At 60.1% G+C, this 17,910-nt stretch carries 14 protein-coding genes; 4 read left to right on the top strand and 10 right to left on the bottom strand.

Features of this window, described 5'->3' with window-relative positions:
- Positions 1–78 precede the first annotated feature (78 nt).
- The 3 genes from BQ9846_RS09590 to BQ9846_RS09580 are packed head-to-tail and all read right to left on the bottom strand — an operon-like array spanning position 79 to position 2,524.
- Positions 79–1,014, bottom strand: coding sequence for a 5-oxoprolinase subunit C family protein (locus tag BQ9846_RS09590; RefSeq protein ID WP_075880752.1), 936 nt, complete (start codon positions 1,012–1,014; stop codon positions 79–81).
- A complete protein-coding gene (gene pxpB, locus BQ9846_RS09585) occupies positions 1,014–1,757 on the bottom strand; it encodes a 5-oxoprolinase subunit PxpB (RefSeq protein WP_210433184.1) in 744 nt (247 codons plus the stop codon). The genes BQ9846_RS09590 and pxpB overlap by 1 nt, the downstream gene beginning before the upstream one ends.
- Positions 1,754–2,524: a 5-oxoprolinase subunit PxpA gene (locus BQ9846_RS09580; RefSeq protein WP_075880751.1), complete on the bottom strand. Its 771-nt coding sequence runs from the start codon at positions 2,522–2,524 to the stop codon at positions 1,754–1,756. Before BQ9846_RS09580 ends, pxpB begins: the two co-directional genes overlap by 4 nt.
- A gap of 181 nt (positions 2,525–2,705) precedes the next feature.
- Between BQ9846_RS09580 and BQ9846_RS09575 the strand changes: the two genes are divergently transcribed.
- Positions 2,706–3,458: an SDR family NAD(P)-dependent oxidoreductase gene (locus BQ9846_RS09575; protein WP_075880750.1), complete on the top strand. Its 753-nt coding sequence runs from the start codon at positions 2,706–2,708 to the stop codon at positions 3,456–3,458.
- Between the two features lie 1,710 nt (positions 3,459–5,168).
- A complete protein-coding gene (locus BQ9846_RS09560; protein ID WP_075880749.1) occupies positions 5,169–5,861 on the top strand; it encodes a response regulator in 693 nt (230 codons plus the stop codon).
- 3 nt (positions 5,862–5,864) lie between these two features.
- Here the strand turns inward: BQ9846_RS09560 and BQ9846_RS09555 are convergent, their stop codons facing one another.
- Complete coding sequence (locus tag BQ9846_RS09555; RefSeq protein WP_235818948.1) at positions 5,865–6,824, bottom strand: alpha/beta hydrolase; 960 nt, start codon at positions 6,822–6,824, stop codon at positions 5,865–5,867.
- A gap of 173 nt (positions 6,825–6,997) precedes the next feature.
- On the opposite strand from BQ9846_RS09555, the gene BQ9846_RS09550 reads away from it, so the two are divergent.
- On the top strand, positions 6,998–7,429 hold the full coding sequence (locus BQ9846_RS09550; protein ID WP_075880748.1) for a hypothetical protein: 432 nt from the start codon (positions 6,998–7,000) through the stop codon (positions 7,427–7,429).
- 204 nt (positions 7,430–7,633) lie between these two features.
- On the top strand, positions 7,634–9,685 hold the full coding sequence (betT, locus tag BQ9846_RS09545; protein WP_075880747.1) for a choline BCCT transporter BetT: 2,052 nt from the start codon (positions 7,634–7,636) through the stop codon (positions 9,683–9,685).
- A 66-nt stretch (positions 9,686–9,751) separates the two neighbouring features.
- Here betT and BQ9846_RS09540 read toward each other — a convergent pair whose 3' ends face one another.
- From BQ9846_RS09540 to BQ9846_RS09515, 6 genes are all read right to left on the bottom strand, one after another.
- On the bottom strand, positions 9,752–11,953 hold the full coding sequence (locus tag BQ9846_RS09540; RefSeq protein ID WP_075880746.1) for an ATP-binding protein: 2,202 nt from the start codon (positions 11,951–11,953) through the stop codon (positions 9,752–9,754).
- Complete coding sequence (locus BQ9846_RS09535; protein WP_328585367.1) at positions 11,943–12,458, bottom strand: putative pterin-binding protein; 516 nt, start codon at positions 12,456–12,458, stop codon at positions 11,943–11,945. The genes BQ9846_RS09540 and BQ9846_RS09535 overlap by 11 nt, the downstream gene beginning before the upstream one ends.
- 122 nt (positions 12,459–12,580) lie before the next feature.
- On the bottom strand, positions 12,581–13,402 hold the full coding sequence (locus tag BQ9846_RS09530) for a DUF2189 domain-containing protein (protein ID WP_075880745.1): 822 nt from the start codon (positions 13,400–13,402) through the stop codon (positions 12,581–12,583).
- Between the two features lie 238 nt (positions 13,403–13,640).
- A complete protein-coding gene (locus BQ9846_RS09525; RefSeq protein ID WP_075880744.1) occupies positions 13,641–14,069 on the bottom strand; it encodes a universal stress protein in 429 nt (142 codons plus the stop codon).
- 13 nt (positions 14,070–14,082) lie between these two features.
- Positions 14,083–16,677 (bottom strand): TRAP transporter permease, encoded by a 2,595-nt coding sequence (locus tag BQ9846_RS09520; RefSeq protein ID WP_075880743.1) that lies wholly within the window; start codon positions 16,675–16,677, stop codon positions 14,083–14,085.
- Positions 16,678–16,813: 136 nt separating this feature from the next.
- Positions 16,814–17,791 carry a TAXI family TRAP transporter solute-binding subunit gene (locus BQ9846_RS09515; RefSeq protein WP_075880742.1) on the bottom strand — a complete coding sequence of 326 codons (978 nt, stop codon included), beginning with the start codon at positions 17,789–17,791 and terminating at the stop codon, positions 16,814–16,816.
- Between the last annotated feature and the right edge of the window lie 119 nt (positions 17,792–17,910).

Below are 17,910 nucleotides of genomic sequence, written 5' to 3'. Positions count from 1 at the left end.
AGGAGCTGGACCGATAAAAAATGAATAAACATATACCCAAATGCAAATACGGTGTCAATTCATGCGCTGCGAGTTCGTCTACACATCGAAGTGGCTCCTGAAATACCGATAGGCCCTCAGTGCGCTTTCGCTAGCGGTCGCGCTGAGACGCACCTCCTGACCAGGAAGGCATTGCGCCAAGCGCGCGGCGGAAAGCGGCGTCAGCGCGCCTAGGCGTGGGTAACCGCCGATGGTCTGGCGGTCGTTGAGCAGCGCGATCGGTTGGCCATCCGGCGGCACTTGAACGGCCCCGAGGCCAATGCCTTCGGAGATCATCGACCCCACGCGGCATTCCAAACGCGGGCCTGTAAGGCGCACGCCCATGCGGTCGGCGCGGTCGTCCACCTGCCACGCCTGGTTGAACGCGGCATAGAGGCTTGTGCCGGTGAAATCACTCACCTGCGCGCCGGGCAGTAGTGAAAGCGTTGCCGGTGCGCGGTAGTCGATGCGCTCGATCTCAGGCGCCTGGAAAGGTTCTACACTCTTGCTGGCCGCGTCGCCCACCGTTAAACGATCGCCAGCGGCGAGTTTGTGGCCGTGTCCGTCGAAGCCGCCGAGCCCCTCGCGAGCCACGCAGCTCACGCTACCGAGCACCGGCTCGGCCTGAAAGCCGCCGTGCACCGCCAAATAGGCGCGCAGGCCGTTCACGGGAGCGCTAAAACGCAGCGTTTGCCCTTCATGCACGGCAACCGGCTGCCAAAGCGGAAGCGGTGTATCATCGAGGGTCGCCCCCAGGTCGGCGCCGGCCACCGCGAGGGTTACATCGCGTACCGCTGACAGCGTCATCCCCCCAAAGGTGATTTCAAGCGCGGCAGCCCCCCAAGGGTTTCCCGCCAGGCGGTTGGCCCAAGCCCAGCCATGCAGGTCGGCGGGGCCGCCTTGAGTCACCCCCAATCGGCGCACGCCGAAACGCCCGGCATCCTGCAACAGCGCCAGCGGGCCGGCGCGCTCAACACGCAACCCCTCAACGCTCATTAGCTCGCCTCCCGGGTCGTCGTGGTGTCGTTCACGGGCGTGGTGTCGCCGCCCTCGTTGACGAAGGTATCCCGTTCCACCGGCACAAAGCGCACGCGATCACCGACGTTAAGCAGACTAAACCCCTCGCGCTCACGATCGAAGAGCTTGGCTGCCGTGCGCCCGAGCAGATTCCAGCCGCCGGGGGTGGCCGTGGGATACGCCGCCGTCTGACGTCCGGCAATCGCCACGCTGTTCACCGGCACGCGCTGACGCGGGGTATCGAGTCGCGGCACGTCGAGTTTTTCATCCAAAAGCCCCATGAACGCGAAACCGGGCGCAAAACCCAGCGCAAAGACGCGATAGGTGACGCTTGCGTGGCACTCGATCACCTGCTCAACGCTTAATCCCGCATGCGCCGCGACGCGCGCAAGGTCAGGCCCGACGCTTGTGTCGTACCAGGCCGGCAGTTCATGTACTTCGCCTGCAAGCGCCGCTTCATCGGGTTGCAGTTGGTGAAGTCGCTCAGAGAGCCGCTGCCGTGCGGCTTGCGGGGTGAGCTGCAAGGGGTCGAACACCACGAGCAACGTGGTGTAGGACGGCACCAGATCGATAAGCGCTGCGCCGAAAGCCGATTCGCATTCGCGCGAAAGCGCGCTGATCCAGGCGAGATTGTCCTCATCGATACGCTCGAACAGCCGCACCATCCAGCCATCCAGGCCCGCCGCTTCAATACGCGGCAAGGGGGGAGCGTTAACACTCACTGGGCGGCCTCCTGATGCGCGTGATCGGTGAGCGCCTGGCGAATGGCCTTCACGGCGGCGATGGATTCGGGGTTATCGCCGTGAACGCAGAGCGTATCCGCCTCGAGTATCAGTTCGCTGCCGTCGCGAGCGATTAATGGCTGCCCGCGGGCGATACGCACCGCCTGATCGACAATCACGTCCGGGTCGTGGTGTACCGCGCCCATTTCGCGCCGAGAGACCAAGCGCCCCTCTTCGTCGTAGGCGCGGTCGGCAAACGCCTCAAACCACAGCGTGACGCCGTGTTCCGCAGCCAGTGAACGAACGGCGTGCGTCTCGCGGGTTGCCATGGTCATCAAAGGGAGCGTCGCATCGAAGGCCAGAATCGCCCGTATCACCGCGCTCATGACCTCTGGGTCGCGGGCCATGTCGTTATAGAGCGCGCCGTGGGGTTTGACGTAGCCCACCGAGATCCCCTCCGCGCGGCAGACCCCCGCAAGCGCCCCAAGCTGATAGAGCACGAGGTTTTCGATTTCATCCGCCGAGCATGCCAGCGAGCGGCGGCCAAACCCGACCATATCCGGATACGCCGGGTGTGCGCCCACGGTAACACCGTGCTTACGCGCCAGGCGTACCGTCATACGGATCACATCGGGGTCGGAGGCGTGAAAGCCGCAGGCCACGTTGGCCAGATCGATATGCGGCATCACCTCGTGGTCCATTCCCATCACCCAGGGGCCAAAGCTCTCCCCCATGTCGGCATTGAGCAGTAACGAACGTGAGGGCATACGGATCTCCTAGTCTTGAACTCACGGTTTCAAAAATAGCACCACAATACCGCCTATCGTGAAAATTCGTGCATCAAGACAGCGCTTGAAATAGCGAAGCGTACAAATGCTGTGTTGTCTATGCTGATAAGTACCCTTTTACCAATGTAAAACGCCTTCTCTGATGGGCAGGAGACCCGATATGCGACTACAAGATAAAAATATCATCGTGACCGGTGGCGCTAGCGGTATTGGTTTGGCAAGCGTTAAACGCTGCCTGGAAGAGGGCGCCAATGTGGTGATCGCCGATATAGAAGAGAGCGACGGCGCGGCCCTCGCCCAAAAGCTCGACGCCGAACACAGCGGCCGCTGCCTGTTCAAGGTCTGCGATGTCACCGATACGACCCAGGTCGATACGCTCTTTAACGACACACAAGCCGAGCTTGGCAGCGTCGATGCCGTGTTCAACAACGCCGGCATCGGCGGGCTATGCCCTTCCGATGAACTCAGCGACGATGACTACCTGCGCATTATCGACATCAACTTAAACGGCGTTTTTCGCGTCGCGCGTGCCGCGCTGAGGGTAATGTACCGCCAGGGCAGCGGCAGCATCGTCAACTGCGCGTCTATTCTCGGTGTGTTCGGGCAGTCGCAAACCGCCGCCTATACCGCGGCCAAGGGCGGTGTGGTCAATATGACGCGTACCCTCGCCATTGAGTCCGCCCCCAAGGGCGTCCGCGTGAACGCCATCGGCCCCGGTTATATCGACACGCCACTGCTTGATGAACTCGACGACGAGATGCTTCAGGGGCTAATCGCGCTACACCCCATGGGGCGTCTCGGCCGGCCGGAGGAGATCGCCAACGCGTTTCTCTTCCTCGCCAGCGACGAGGCAAGCTTTGTCACCGGTGCTCACCTGCTCGTCGATGGAGGCTTTACCGCCGGAAAATCCTAATTTTCTTTTGATTTTGGCGGCGGGGCGGCGTGAATTGCACACACTTTGCACATTGCGTGCCCAATCGCTGCGCTAGAACCCGCGATGCTATGCTTTGACTCTTGCGCGGCGCATCGCGCGCTTTTTAGCCAACTTAGGTTGACGCCATGGGGACCTCGCCACGTTCATGATCGACGCTCGCTCGCCTCGCACTTGCCACACCATTGATGTCACTCCATGAGCGGCAAAAGTGCCTGGAGATTCGCGCTGCCACGCCCGACACGGCTCGGGCTTAAACTCTTTGCGATTATTTTAAGCGTCAACGTGGCGATTTCCGCAGGTGTCTTCCTGGCCGCGTCCTACAGCATCGACCGCGGCTTTCTGGATTACCTGAACCAAGCGCAGGAGCGCCGCGCCCGGGTGCTGGCGGAAGGGCTGGTTGACCGTTGGCAGTACCATCAAGGCTGGCAGTGGCTAGAGCGCGAGCCCGAGCGCTGGCCGGCGGTGGTGCGCCATGCGCTGGGGCAATCGCACCGCGACCGCCCTTCACCGCTGGGAGAGGCGCGGGATTTTGCCTTACGCGCCCCCGATGGCCGCTTTATTGTCTCCCCCGAACGTCGGCGTGGCGCCCCCAGCAACTGGCACTGGATGCCGCTGACAGCGGAGGAGCGCGTGATCGGCACGCTGGGGTTTCGCCCGCCTCAACAGATGATGGAGCGCATGGAGAGCCGTTTTTTGGAGCGCCAGCAGCGTAACCTGTTGATGATTGTGGTGTCGCTGGGCCTTGCGTCGCTACTGCTCGCCGGCGGGCTCTCCTGGTGGCTAGAGCTGTGTATCAGGGACAGGGGCTAACACCGTAGGAGTGCGGACGGCACGGTAGAGTGTGGTTTGTTTTTTTTTTCAAGCAGAAGACGGCATACGAGATACGGAACTGTGACTGAGTTCAGACGTGTGCTCTTCCGATCTATGTGTATAAGAGACAGGAGCTATCTCGCTTGGCGCGGGACTTTAACGTCCTCGCCGCGACGCTGGAAGCCAGCCGCGACGCCCGCGCCCGTTGGGTCTCGGACACCGCCCACGAACTGCGCACGCCACTCGCCGTGCTGCGCGGCGAGATCGAAGCCATGCAGGATGGCATCCGAGCGCTCAACCAGGAAAATTTGCACTCACTCGCCCAGGAAGTCGAGCAGCTAGAGCGACTGGTGGCTGATTTGCGCCTGCTCTCGCAAAGCGACGCGGGGGCGCTGGACATTCACCTGGCGCCGCTGAAGCTAAGCGAGCACTTACAAACACGCCTTGCCAACGCCGAGCCTTGGCTTAACGACAAGGGGCTTGGGCTAACCACCGAGCTGGAAAGCGGCGTGATGATCCAAGGCGACGCCCAGCGTCTGCGCCAGCTATGGAGTAATCTGTTGGACAATAGCTGCGCCTATACCGAGGCACCTGGCGCGCTTCGCATCACGCTGAAACAGTGCGGGCAGCAGGCGGTGCTCACCTGGGAGGATAGCGCCCCCGGCGTGCCGGAGCGCGAACTTTCCCGCCTTACCGAGCGTCTCTACCGGGTAGAGGGTTCGCGTAATCGCGCCAGCGGCGGCAGCGGCCTGGGGCTCTCGATTGCCAGCGCTTTGGTTCACGCCCACGGCGGCACGCTTGAGGCCAGCGCATCAACGCTTGGCGGGCTGCGCTGGACGCTGCGCTTTCCGCTTTTATCGCCATAGAGATACACCCCGTATGCCCAACGATGCTTCTTTGTTGATTGTCGAAGACGAGCCCAAGATTGCCCGCTTGATGGCGGATTACCTGCAAACACACGGCTTTGCAGTGACAACCCTGGAGAATGGCGAGGCGGCGATGCCCTGGCTTGAACAGCACGCGCCCGCGCTGATTCTGCTCGATTTAATGCTGCCCGGCGTTGATGGCCTGACGCTGTGCCGCGAAATCCGCCAGCGCTACCCGCACATCGCCATCATCATGGTCACCGCCAAGGTGGAAGAGGTGGACCGGCTACTCGGGCTTGAACTCGGCGCCGACGACTACATCTGCAAACCGTTCAGCCCGCGAGAGGTGGTCGCCCGCGTCAAGGCCGTGCTGCGGCGCATTCAAGCGGCCGACGCCGATGCACCGACAAACCCGGCGCCGGTCACCTTGAACGACGACGGTTGGCAAGCGCTCGTTAACGGGCAAGACATCGGCCTGACCGCCGTGGAGTTTCAGCTGTTGCGCGTGATGATGCACGCGCCGGGGCGCATTTTTAGCCGCGAACAGCTGATGGATCACATGTATCGCGATAACCGCATCGTCTCCGAGCGCACCGTCGACAGCCACGTCAAGAAGCTGCGCAAGAAAATCGCCGACGCGCTGCCCGAGCGCGACATTATCCGCTCGGTGTACGGCGTGGGTTACAAGTACCACCCCGAAGCGTGACGCTTAGGGGTGATAAAGCGCTCGATTGAGAAAGGCGATACCCGCCTCGATGGCGCGCCCGTCGAGCAAAAAACTCGCGAAGTGCCCGCGCCCGTGCAGCAGGTAAAGCTCGCTCTCCACGCCGTGGGCGATGAGCTCAGCATAGAAATCGGTGGCGTGATCCACCGGCACCAGCTGATCCCAGGTGCCATGGTAGAGAAAATGCGGCGGCGCCGACGCCGTGACATGCCGCGCGGGAGAGGCCAGCGCGTAGGCGTCTCCCTTTTCCGCCCGCGTGCCGCCGATGAAATTCACCACCAAACGGCCATCGTCGAACTTGTGCAAATCACTCGGCAGCCCACCTGCCAGCACCGCCGCAAGCCGCGCATGCTCGCCGCCATGGGGCTTGGCCAGCGGCCCTTCGGCCCCTGCCAAGGCGAGTAAGCTCACCAGATGCGCGCCGGAAGAGAAGCCGACGCCGGCGATACGATCGGTATCCACGCGCCAATCCTCGGCGTTGGCGTGAATCCAGCGCATCGCTTGCTGAAGATCGTGGAGCTGCGCCGGAAAGCGATAATCGGGGGCAAAGCGGTGCTCGATATTAACGCTGACGTAGCCCTGCGCGGCGAGTTTCTCGGCAATCGCCGTCATGTCGTCGCGACCGGGATTGCGCCAGCCACCGCCGTGCACCACCAGCGCCGCCGGACGCTTTTCCATGCCCGCGGTTTGCGGCAGGTAGACATCGGCACGCAGCACTTCCGGCCAGTCTTCAGGGGTATAGCGCTGGCCCAGGTGGCGGCTAAAGCCAATAGGCTCGCGCAGGGCATCCGTTGTCACCGCCGGCTCTCCTTCGCTAACCCGATGGGTCGTGCCGCAGCCGCTAAGCGCCAGCATAAGCGCACCAAGGCTTATATAGCGGCGTAGGCACCGCCAGGCATTCCGCGCTGCGCTCACTAACGCCATGGGACTATGGTGATGTTTCATCCGTCTCGACTCCTGAATCGTTCCCCCTCCCCTGACAGCCAGTATCCATGTCGGGAACCCTGGCGTCACCTTTACGGTCGACGGGCGTAAGGTCACGTTTGTTGCACACTCTCTGCAAAGGGTTTGCACCTCTGTCGGCAATACTGTCAGCGTCAACACCTAGGAGATGCCCCATGAAACTGACACGCGGATTTTTTGCCAGCCCTCTTTTCAACAACACGCTTTTCACCAGCACGCTGCTTGCAGCATCTCTGCTCTCTTTCGCTGCCACCGCGCAGGCCGACCACCACGGCGGTAACGCCGGCAAATACAGCAATAAGTCGGAACAACTGCAAGAGCGCATGCAAGAGCGCCGCCAAGCGGTTTACGAGCAGGCGGGCATCAGCGAAGAGAAGCAGGCCGAGATCAACGCTGCCCGCGACGAACACTTCAATGCGATGCGCGAACTGCGCGAGGATCACTACGCGCGGATGCAGGAGATTCTCACCGAGGAAGAGCAAACCGCGATAAAAGAGGCCATGCGTGACATGCACGAAACGTATCGCGGTAAACAGGGGCATCGTGGCTATCACGGCGATAACCGGGCTCCTGAAGCCGCCGAGTAATCGCGTTTCACTTCTCGCTTCGTCTTTAACTAACGCCCGGTTTTCCGGGCGTTTTTGCGTTTAATGTCCGCCCAATCCTGGCTTTTGTCCGGCGCGTGTCCGCCTATCGCCACTTGAAGCGCCTGCGTAAACCGCGTATTTTATTTGAACGTTCATTCAAAAATAGATTCGCAAACGTATTGGGCTTAAAGGAGGCCGCCTTTCATGGCGCACGACACGTCAACACTCCCCGCACGCGATCGCTTGAACCCCGTGGTATTCCACGGCAGCGTGGCGGGGATCCTGGTTTTTTTGGTTCTCACGATGCTCTTCACCGAGCAGGCGGGGGCCTTCTTTGATGCGGGCCTTGCCTGGGTCAGTAAAACCTTCGGCTGGTATTACATGCTGGCGATTGTGGCTTACCTGGTGTTTGTGGCGCTCATCGGCATGTCGCGCTTTGGCAGCATCCGCTTGGGGCCGGACCACGCGCGGCCGGAGTTTTCGCTGCTCTCCTGGTCGGCGATGCTGTTCGCCGCCGGTATCGGCATTGACCTGCTGTTTTTTAGCGTCGCCGAGCCGGTGGCCCACTACCTGGCACCGCCGGATCTCCCGCCGGAAAGCCAAGCCGCGATGCGTAACGCCGTGGTGCAAACCTACCTGCACTGGGGGCTTTCCGGCTGGGGGCTCTACGTTCTGATGGGCATGGCGCTGGCCTACTTCAGCTATCGCCACCGCCTGCCGCTGGCGATCCGCAGCGCGCTCTATCCGCTACTGGGCAAGCGCATTCACGGGCCGATCGGCAACGCCGTGGATATTACCGCCGTGATCTCGACCGTCTTCGGCATCGCGACGAGCCTGGGTATCGGCGTGATGCAGCTCAATTACGGCTTGAACTACATGTTTGACGTGCCGGAAAACCTCACCGTGCAGATCATTCTGATCGCGCTGGTGGTGGTACTGGCGACGATTTCGGTGGTGAGCGGCGTCGAGAAGGGCATCCGTCGCCTCTCGGAGTTCAACATGCTGTTGGCGCTTTGTCTGATGCTGTTTGTGCTCTTCTCCGGCAACACCTTGGGGCTTTTGGATAAAGTCGTGAACAACGCCGGCGACTACTTTGCCGGTTTTGTCGCCGCCAGCTTCGACACCTACGCGTTTGCCGATGAAGGTGCCCAGGAGTGGAAAATGTGGTGGACGATCTTCTTCTGGGGCTGGTGGATCGCCTGGACGCCGTTTGTGGGCCTGTTCCTCGCGCGTATCTCGCGGGGTCGCACCATTCGCCAGTTCGTGGCGGGCGCCCTGTTCATTCCGCTGGCGTTTATGATGGTGTGGATGTCGGTATTCGGTAACAGCGGGATCGATCTTGTCGCCAATCACGGCGTTGTCGAACTCGGCGAACAAGCGCTGAACACGCCGCAAACCACGCTCTATACCTTGCTGGAGTACTACCCGTTTGTCTCTATCACCGCCGCCGTGGTCACGGTGTTGGGGATTGTGTTCTTTATTACCTCGGCTGACTCCGGCGCGCTGGTACTGGCCAACTTTACTTCCATCTTGAGCGATGTGAACCACGATGCGCCGGTGAAGCTGCGGATCTTCTGGTCGGCGGTGATTGGCTTGATCACCGTTGCGCTTCTGATGGCCGGCGGGCTTGCCGCGCTGCAAAGCGCGGTGGTGATAACGGCGCTGCCCTTCTCCGTGGTGATTTTCGCCATCATGGTGGGCATGTACAAGGCACTGAAGCTTGAGGGCAGCAAAGCCGATGCACGGCGTATGATCGCCGGGAGCGCCCCGGGTGGCGACTGGCGCGAGCGGCTGGATCGGGCGCTGGATACGTCCTCGCGCGCCGGTGCCGAAGCGACCATCGAACATGCGATTCGCCCGGCGATGAAGCAGTTCGCCCAGGAGCTCGAGAGCCGCGGCCAGAGCGCCAGCGTTACCGAAGAGAGGCTGGAAAATGAGCCGCTGCCGCGTTTAACCCTGCAGGTGGATCTAGAAGAGGCCGCCAGCTTCGTCTACCAGATATGCCCGCACCGCATGCGCACGCCGAGCTTTATCCCCGCCGACGATGACTTCTATGTACGTTTGGATGTGCATCTCGCCGAAGGCGGCCAGGATAAAGACCTCAATGGCTACACGCGCGGGCAAGTCATCGGCGATTTGGTGGCTGAGTACGAGCGCCATCTGCACTTTCTGGCGCTAGCGGGTCAGCAGCTAGGGAGCATCCAAGCCATGCCCGGCACCATCGGCGAGCCCCCCGAACAGGCGCAGCCGATATAAGGGGGCTTACGAACACGAAAGCCGCTTTTAAAACTGACCATCCCGGCTTAAAAAGCCGGGATTTTTTTATCCTTCGTACCGCCTCGCCAGGGCGTCTCGGGTCTGGGTGGCGAGGCGGGACAGCGTTTGCCAAACAGCGGTGAGGGGGGCTTGCGCCACCGCTTGTCGCTCAAGCTCCAGGGCGGCGTCGGCCAGGGCCTTTGCCCCGATGCTTGCGGCTTCGCCGCGAAGCTGATGGGCTAAGTGCGCCACTCGGGGAGGATTATCCAGCGAGGCGCGAAGCTGTTGCAGATACGCATTGGCCTGATCTTGAAACAGCGCCACCAGTTGCACCACGCTCTCCCGCCCAAGGGTAGCTTCTAGCTGCGCGAGAATCGGCTCATCGACCAGCGGCGAAGCGGGTGATTCACGGCGCGGGGGTGGACTTTCGTCAACGTCTGAGTGGGTGTCATCGCTCACATGGCGTTTGAGCATCTGGCTTAAGGCGTCAAGGGTTAACGGCTTGGTGAGGTAGTCATCCATACCTGCGGCTAAACAGCGCTGGCGATCGCCCTGCATACCGCCCGCGGTCATCGCCACAATCGGCACCTCGGCTAGCCAGCCGCCGCGCGCGCGCAGGGCCTGGGTGAGCGATATGCCATCCTGATCGGGCAGCTGAATATCCATCAAAATCGCTGCGACCCCGCCGCCCTGCTCCACCTGCTCCAGCGCCTGCTCGGCGCTCTCGGCACAGCGCACCTCGGCGCCCAAATGCTGCAGCATACCGACGGCGACTTTGCGATTGACGGCGTTGTCCTCCACCAGCAGAAGCGGCAAGCCGCTAAAGTTATCTCGAGGAGCGGCCGGCATGGCCACATCCACCGGGGTGGCGGGCGACAGCGGCAGCTCGCACCAGAAGGTGCTGCCCGCGCCGAGGGCGCTCTCAACGCCTAAGCGCCCCTGCATCGCTTTACAAAGCCGTTTACAAATCGCCAACCCGAGCCCGGTGCCGCCGTAGCGCCGGGCCACGCTGGCATCGGCTTGCTGAAACGGCTCAAACAGGTGCTGCTGCTGCGCGCGGCTGATGCCACAGCCGCTATCGATAACGCGGATGAATAAGCGTTGGTAGGTGGCGTCGATCTCAACCGTCACGCTGCCTTGGTCGGTGAACTTGACCGCATTCGCGATTAAGTTGAGCAGTATTTGCCGTAACCGCGCGGCATCGATGTGGATCCAGGCGGGCACATCAGCGGCAATATGCGTTTTAAGCGCCACTCCCTTGGCTTTGGCTCGCGGCGCGAAGAGTGCCACAACGCCATCCACCAGCGCGGCCAGCTCGGTCGGGGCGGGGCTAAGGGTAAGGTGGCCAGCTTCAATTTTGGAGAAGTCGAGGATCTCGTTGATCATCTCCAAAAGCTGGTTGGCGCTATCGTGAATGGTGCGCGCGTAGTCTGCTAACTGCGGTCGGGGCAACGGCTGGCACAGCAGTTCGCTCATACCCAGCACGCCGTTAAGCGGCGTGCGGATCTCATGGCTGACCATGGCCAGAAAATCGGACTTAGCCTGGTTGGCTGACTGGGCCTGTTTAGCCGTCACTTCAAGCTGGCGACTTAGCTGCTCTTGCTCGCGCCGCGCCGCGGTGCTCTCGCGCATCTCGCGCACTAAAAAAAGGATGATGAGCAGCGCCGCCAAGCTCATCCCGACAATAAGCGCCAGCAGTAGCGGATAAAGCTGGCTAAGCTGGGCGCGCTCTTCGGTCGCGGCTTCGGCCAAGTAACCGTTGATGTTAATCACAAGCCGCTCGGTCAGATGCGAGAGGACCTGCAGCTCCTCCTCAATGGCCACTATTGGGAGCTGCGCGCTGCGCTCATGGGGCTCGACCATGGGGTCCAGCACATCAAGCTGCGCTTGAATGCGGTTTAGCAGCTCGCGCGCGATGGGTATTTGATTCAGCAGCTCGCCGGCCTCGCCCTCTTCGAGCACCTTTAAGCGGCTGTAAAGCAGCTCAAACTGAAGATTAAGGGCATCTTGCGCTTCCGGGTTCAGTGGGCCGCGCGTGGAGGCGAGCAGCTGATTCAACAGCTGCATGGTATCGCGGTCGAGCTTATAGACGACCCAGGAGGTATCTTCGCGCAAACTCTGGGTCAAATTGTCCTGGCGCCATGCCGCGAGGGTGGCGACCACCAGCGCGGAGGCCAGCAGCAGCACAGCGACTGCCGCCACGACGGTTAATCGCCGTGGGTAGCGTAACAGTTTGGCCGAGCGCGGGAGAGCGGCGTTAGTGAACATCAATCCTCATGACTTGCCATACCGCACGAAAGCGCATTTTTTCGCTTAGGAGTGCCTCGTCATGATCAAAGGGGTAAAGCACCCAGAGCGGGCCATATTCACGGATCGGCATCGCCTCGCCGTCGCGGTCCATCGCCAGCAGTACGTCGTACTCGACAAAATCCTCAATGGGGATTTCCGCTTCGTAACTGTTCAGCGCCACCACATGCACATACTCGCCCTGGGCACCCACATGCGCTAAGAGTTCGCGCATTAGCGGGCCGCGATAGTCGTGGGGGTGATCGGTCCACGGCGTGCCCGTGCGCACCTCGTGCTGGGGCAGCGCCTCAAGCATGGCGCGGTCAAAATGCGCCTCGTCGCCGACATTGGTGCGGGTTATCGCACCGCCCATTTTTAAAATAACCGGACCCCGAGGCTGCGCAAGCATGTCGCTTCCCTCGCCTGCCAACCCCAGTTGAAAAATGCTGAACAGCACCACCATGACCCCAATCCATAACGCTTTCACCACCAACGCCCCCACTCTTGATGCTCAACGAGCTAACGATAAAAAAACGAGATGGCGTTAAGCGTACGCCATCTCGTGATTCAATTCAGTTAGATAATAGGGTGATTCGTTGAGCGAGGGAATCAGTGATCGGGCGCTTCTGTCGATTCGCAGCGCACCAAGTCGCCGTAGGCGTGCCAACTGGCGTAACCCAGCACCGGCAAGATTAAGGCTAAGCCAATGTAGAAGGTCAACACGCCGAGGACTACACAGCCGGTGAGCATCATCGCCCACAGCAGCATCGGGCGGAAGTTGCGTGCCACGCTGCGAACGCTCGCTTCAATGCCTTCCATAAAGGTTAGGTCTTGGTCCATCAGCGTCGGAATCGCCACCACGCTAATGGCAAAGGCGCCAAACGCCAATACCGCCCCGGCGGCCGTGCCCACCGCAAGCATGCCGAGCCCCTCAGAGGTTGTCAGCAGCGAGGCGTAGAACACGTCAGCCCCCGGGGCTTCCATGCCAAAAAACAGCGCAAAGAGCAGCGTCGCTAGCCGAATCCAGGCGAGAAAGAAGATCATCATCATCACGCCCATCATCGCCAACTGCCCTGCGTGTGGCTGCCAACTCGCAAACGCATCACCCAAATGGGGCGGGCGACCTTTTTCAATTGCCTGGCTGACACCGTAAGAGCACACCGCGACAAGCGGGCCGATAAACATAAAGCCGGCGATCAGCGGCAATAACCAGTGCCAGTAACCTAATCTTAATGCGCCGATGGTGACGGCAATACTTAAGCCCACCCAAAACAGACCATAGGTAAGGCTAACCACCGGGGCGCGGCGAAAGTCCTCAATGCCGGCGGTTAGCCATGCTTTGGGGCGGTCCATGCCTATCTGGTTGATGCTGATTTTCACCGTAGGTAAATCAGCCACAGGTTTGCGCGTTTTTGTTGTTGCGGTGCTCATCGCATGACTCCTTCTGTCAGCGCCGTAATGCTGCCTTAATCTCGGCTTTTTCTTACTGTAGTTGACTTATGTCAGGCAAAAAGGCTGATGAGCACCTTGCGTACAAAAAATCCACCAGACGGGGCATTCGCGACAATAAAATTGATGCGTTAGAAAAAGGTAAAAAACCCCAGGGCAAGGCCTGGGGTTTTGCGTGTGTTGCTTTAAAGCGTGAGTAACGCTGATGTAGCGCGTTGCGTTAACGCACAATCATCACCGACATCTTGGCGTGATGCACCACGTGTTCGGCATTTGGGCCGATCACATAGTCGACGAACTTACGCTTGTTGTGCGAAGCCATCACAATAAGATCAACATCAAGCTGCTTGCCGGCTTTGATAATCGCCTCCCATGGAGAGCCATCCACAATCACGCTCTGGGTTTGAATATCCTCCGGTACGTGCTTTTTAATGAACTCATGCTGCGCCTCTTTGATGCTTTCGTGGGCCTTTTGCGAGAAATTTTTGGGAAAATAAGCGCCCACGATGGGCATCTTAAAGTCTGGCAGCACGGTGACCACGTGCAGCGAAGCGCCAAAGGTCTGGCACAGGGTGATCGCCGTGGGCAACGCTTTTTCCCACGACGCCTCCTCGTTTAGGTCCACCGGCAACATGATTTTTTGATACATGACGCGCTCTCCTTTAGGCCGATGCCGTCGCGGCACTGCGATCACGCCGCCGGCGTTGCATCATTACGATCAGACCAAACACTAAAAAGGCCGGAATCCACATAAGCTCCTTAGTCCAGCGGTCCACCGGGGCCAATACCTCGATGATCTCCTGGTCGAAGTCGAAGCCGAGATCATCGGCCCGGCTGCCGAAGGTCACCATGTCGACCACAACCCGCTCATCTTCGATGATCAACTCCAGACCCAGGTTCGCCAGGCGCTCCTCTCCGGTTTCACCCTCCGGGACGGGCAGGGTCATGTAGGTAGTCAGCGGGTCGCCGAAATCATCCTCACCGCTGATCTGCAGACGCAGCGTACTATCATCATCGACCTCGCCTAGGGCCTCGACGATTTGCGCTGGAGGAACGGACTCGTATGGGTCGTGAATCATGTCCATCCAGAACCCGGGCCGGAACAGCGTAAAGGCGATCAGCAGCAGTACGATAGACTCGTACCAGCGGTTACGGGTGATCATGAAGCCCTGGGTTGCCGCGGCGAAAATCAGCATGGCAATGGTCGATACCACGAAGATCAGTATGCCCTGCAGGGGCGTGACATCGATCAGCAGCAGGTCGGTATTGAAGATGAACAAAAACGGTAGCGCCGCGGTGCGCAGACTGTAGTAAAACGCCTGGAAACCGGTGCGAATCGGGTCGCCACCCGACACCGCTGCCGCCGCGAAGGACGCCAGCCCCACCGGCGGTGTGACATCCGCCATGATGCCGAAGTAGAACACAAACAGATGCACCGCGATCAAGGGCACCAGCAAGCCATTTTGCTCGCCTAGCTGTACGATGACCGGGGCCAGTAGTGCCGATACCACAATATAGTTGGCCGTGGTGGGCAGCCCCATGCCAAGGATCAAACTGAGCACCGCGGTGAACAGCAGGATCAGCATCAGGTTGCCCATGGAGAGAATCTCCACCACATCCGCCAGTACCAGCCCTACGCCGGTTTGCGATACGGCCCCGACGATAATGCCGGCGGTGGCGGTAGCGATACCGATGCCGATCATGTTGCGGGCACCGGTGACTAAGCCGTTCCACAGGTCCATCGCCCCTTCACGCAGATCCGCGGCCATGTCGCTGCGATCCCGAAAGATCGAGGTAATGGGACGCTGCGTCAAAATAATGAAAATCATGAACACCGTGGCCCAGAAGGCAGAGAGCCCGGGGGAGAGACGCTCAACCATCAGACACCAGATCAACACAATCACCGGTAGGATGTACTGCAGACCCACCAGCACTGTGGGCCGCGTCTCGGGGAGCTTATAGATAGGAGTGTCGGGGTCGTCGAGTTCAAGCTCGGGATAACCCGCTGCCAGTTTGAGCAGCGCCACATAAACTACCGACAGCGCGACCGCGATGACCCATGGCGTAGCGCTGCCTAGCACCGGTTTGAGCCAGCCGAGACCGTAGTAGACCACCAAGGCGGTCACCATCATCAATAACAGGCCGCCGAGAAAGCCAATCACCTTGCGCACCAGGGGCTTTGGCGGGTTACTGCTCTCCAGCCCCTGCAAGTTGGCCTTGAGGGCTTCAAGGTGGACAATGTAGATCAAGGCAATATAAGAGATCAGCGCCGGCAGGAAGGCGTGCTTGATGACCTCCACATAGGAGATGCCCACGTACTCAACCATCAAGAAGGCCGCAGCCCCCATGACTGGCGGCATGATCTGGCCATTGACCGATGACGACACTTCGACGGCACCCGCCTTCTCGGAGGAGAAACCCACGCGTTTCATCATCGGCACGGTAAAGGTACCGGTGGTCACCACGTTGGCGATAGAGGAGCCCGAGATCAAACCGGTCATACCCGAGGCCACGACGGCGGCCTTGGCCGGCCCGCCCTTGTAGTGGCCTAGCATCGAGAAGGCGACCTTGATGAAGTAGTTACCGGCGCCGGCCTTGTCGAGCAGGGCGCCAAAGAGCACAAACAGGAACACAAAGCTGGTCGAAACCCCCAGCGCGATACCGAAGACCCCTTGGGTTGTCAGCCACTGGTGATTGATGAGCCCGTAGAGGCTGACCCCGCGGTGGGACAGGATGCCCGGCATATAGGGCCCGGCAAGGGAATAAAGAATAAAAATTGAGGCGATGATCATTAACGGCGGCCCCAGGGCTCGACGCGTGGCCTCTAGCAGCAGCAGAATCCCGGCTACGCCAATAATCACATCCTGTAGAATCGGCGCGCCGGGACGCTGGGATAGCTGCTCATAGAACATGAATATATAGGCGCCGCAGAAAGCGGCCGCAGCAGCCAGAATCCAATCCTGAAGAGGGATACGGTCGCGCGGCGAACGCTTGAGGGCCGGGTAGGCCATATAAGCGAGAAAAAGTGCAAAGGCGAGATGGATAGAGCGGGCTTCGGTGGCGCTGAACACCCCAAAACCCAACGTAAAGGGTATTGGAGAAGCGATCCACAGCTGGAAGAGTGACCACGCTGCCGCGATACTTACCAATATTTTACCGGGCATACCGGCCGGCTTGCGGGCCCCCGAATCGGTCGAGGCGACCATATCCTCTAGATCGATCTCCGATCCCGAGGCCTTCTTATTATCCTCAGTCATAAGCGTGCTCTGCTCTGTAACGTTTGACCTAGGGTTCCCTTGGGTGATGCCATCCGACACCCCAAACCAGAATGCGCGGCCCCCTCAGGTGACCGCGCATTCTTCACCGAGGTGAATTCACCTCAGAAGAGCCGTTTTACTCAATCCAACCCTGCTCGCGATAATAGCGCGCGGCACCTTCATGCAGCGGTGCTGACAGGCCTGAGGTAACCATCTCTTCCTGATCGAGGTTCTCAAAGGCCGGGTGCAGACGCTTGAAGCGATCGAAGTTGTCGAACACGGCCTTAACGGTCTGGTAGATGATTTCATCATCGGCCTCGGCGGTGGTCACAAAGGTCGCGGCCACACCAAAGGTCTCGACGTCATCGGGGTTGCCTTTGTAGAGGCCACCTTGAATGACGGACTTGGAGTAGTAGGGATACTCTTCAACGATGCCCTCGATATCCTCGTCGTTCAGCGGAATCAAGCGCGCATCGACGGTGGTGGTCGCTTCCTGGATGGAGCCGTTGGGGTGGCCCACGACGTAGACCATCGCATCGACGTTGTTGTCCGCTAGGGCGGCGGCCTGCTCGGCGGCATCCAGCTGAGACGCCAGCGCAAAGGTGTCTTCGGTCCAGCCCTTAGCGTCCATGACCACTTCCATGGTGTTGCGCTGGCCGGAGCCCGGGTTACCGATGTTGACGCGCTTGCCTTCTAGGTCGTCAAGCTCTTCGATGCCTGAATCGGCGCGGGCCAGCAGGGTCAGCGGCTCGCCATGGACACGGAAAACGGCGCGTAGGTCTTCATAGGCATCCCCCTCGAAGTTACCGGTGCCATTATAGGCCTGATACTGAACGTCGGACTGGGCCACGCCCATGTCCAGCTCACCGGACTTGATGCCATTGATATTAGCCACCGAACCGCCGGTGGAGGGCGCGTTACACTTGATGTTGGCGTCTTCCAGGCGATTGACCAAACGGCAGATCGACTGGCCTACCACGTAGTAGACACCCGTCTGGCCACCGGTACCGATGGTGATGAACTCTTCGTCCTGCGCCATGGCCGGCGAGGCAAAGCTGGCAGCCGCCAACAACGCGCCGGAGAAAGCCGCGGTAGAAAATACATGACGATTCATGGATACACCTCTTTTATCTGGATGTTATGAGCGCTGTGCGCCGGGTAACCGTTAGCAATGCCTATCGGTAGGATTTTCCCAGCTAGGGCACCAAAGCCTTTTCAAGACAATCCTTTACA

This window comes from Vreelandella massiliensis, from assembly GCF_900155385.1.
GTDB lineage: Bacteria > Pseudomonadota > Gammaproteobacteria > Pseudomonadales > Halomonadaceae > Vreelandella > Vreelandella massiliensis.
This window is presented reverse-complemented; position numbering and strand designations above follow the sequence as displayed.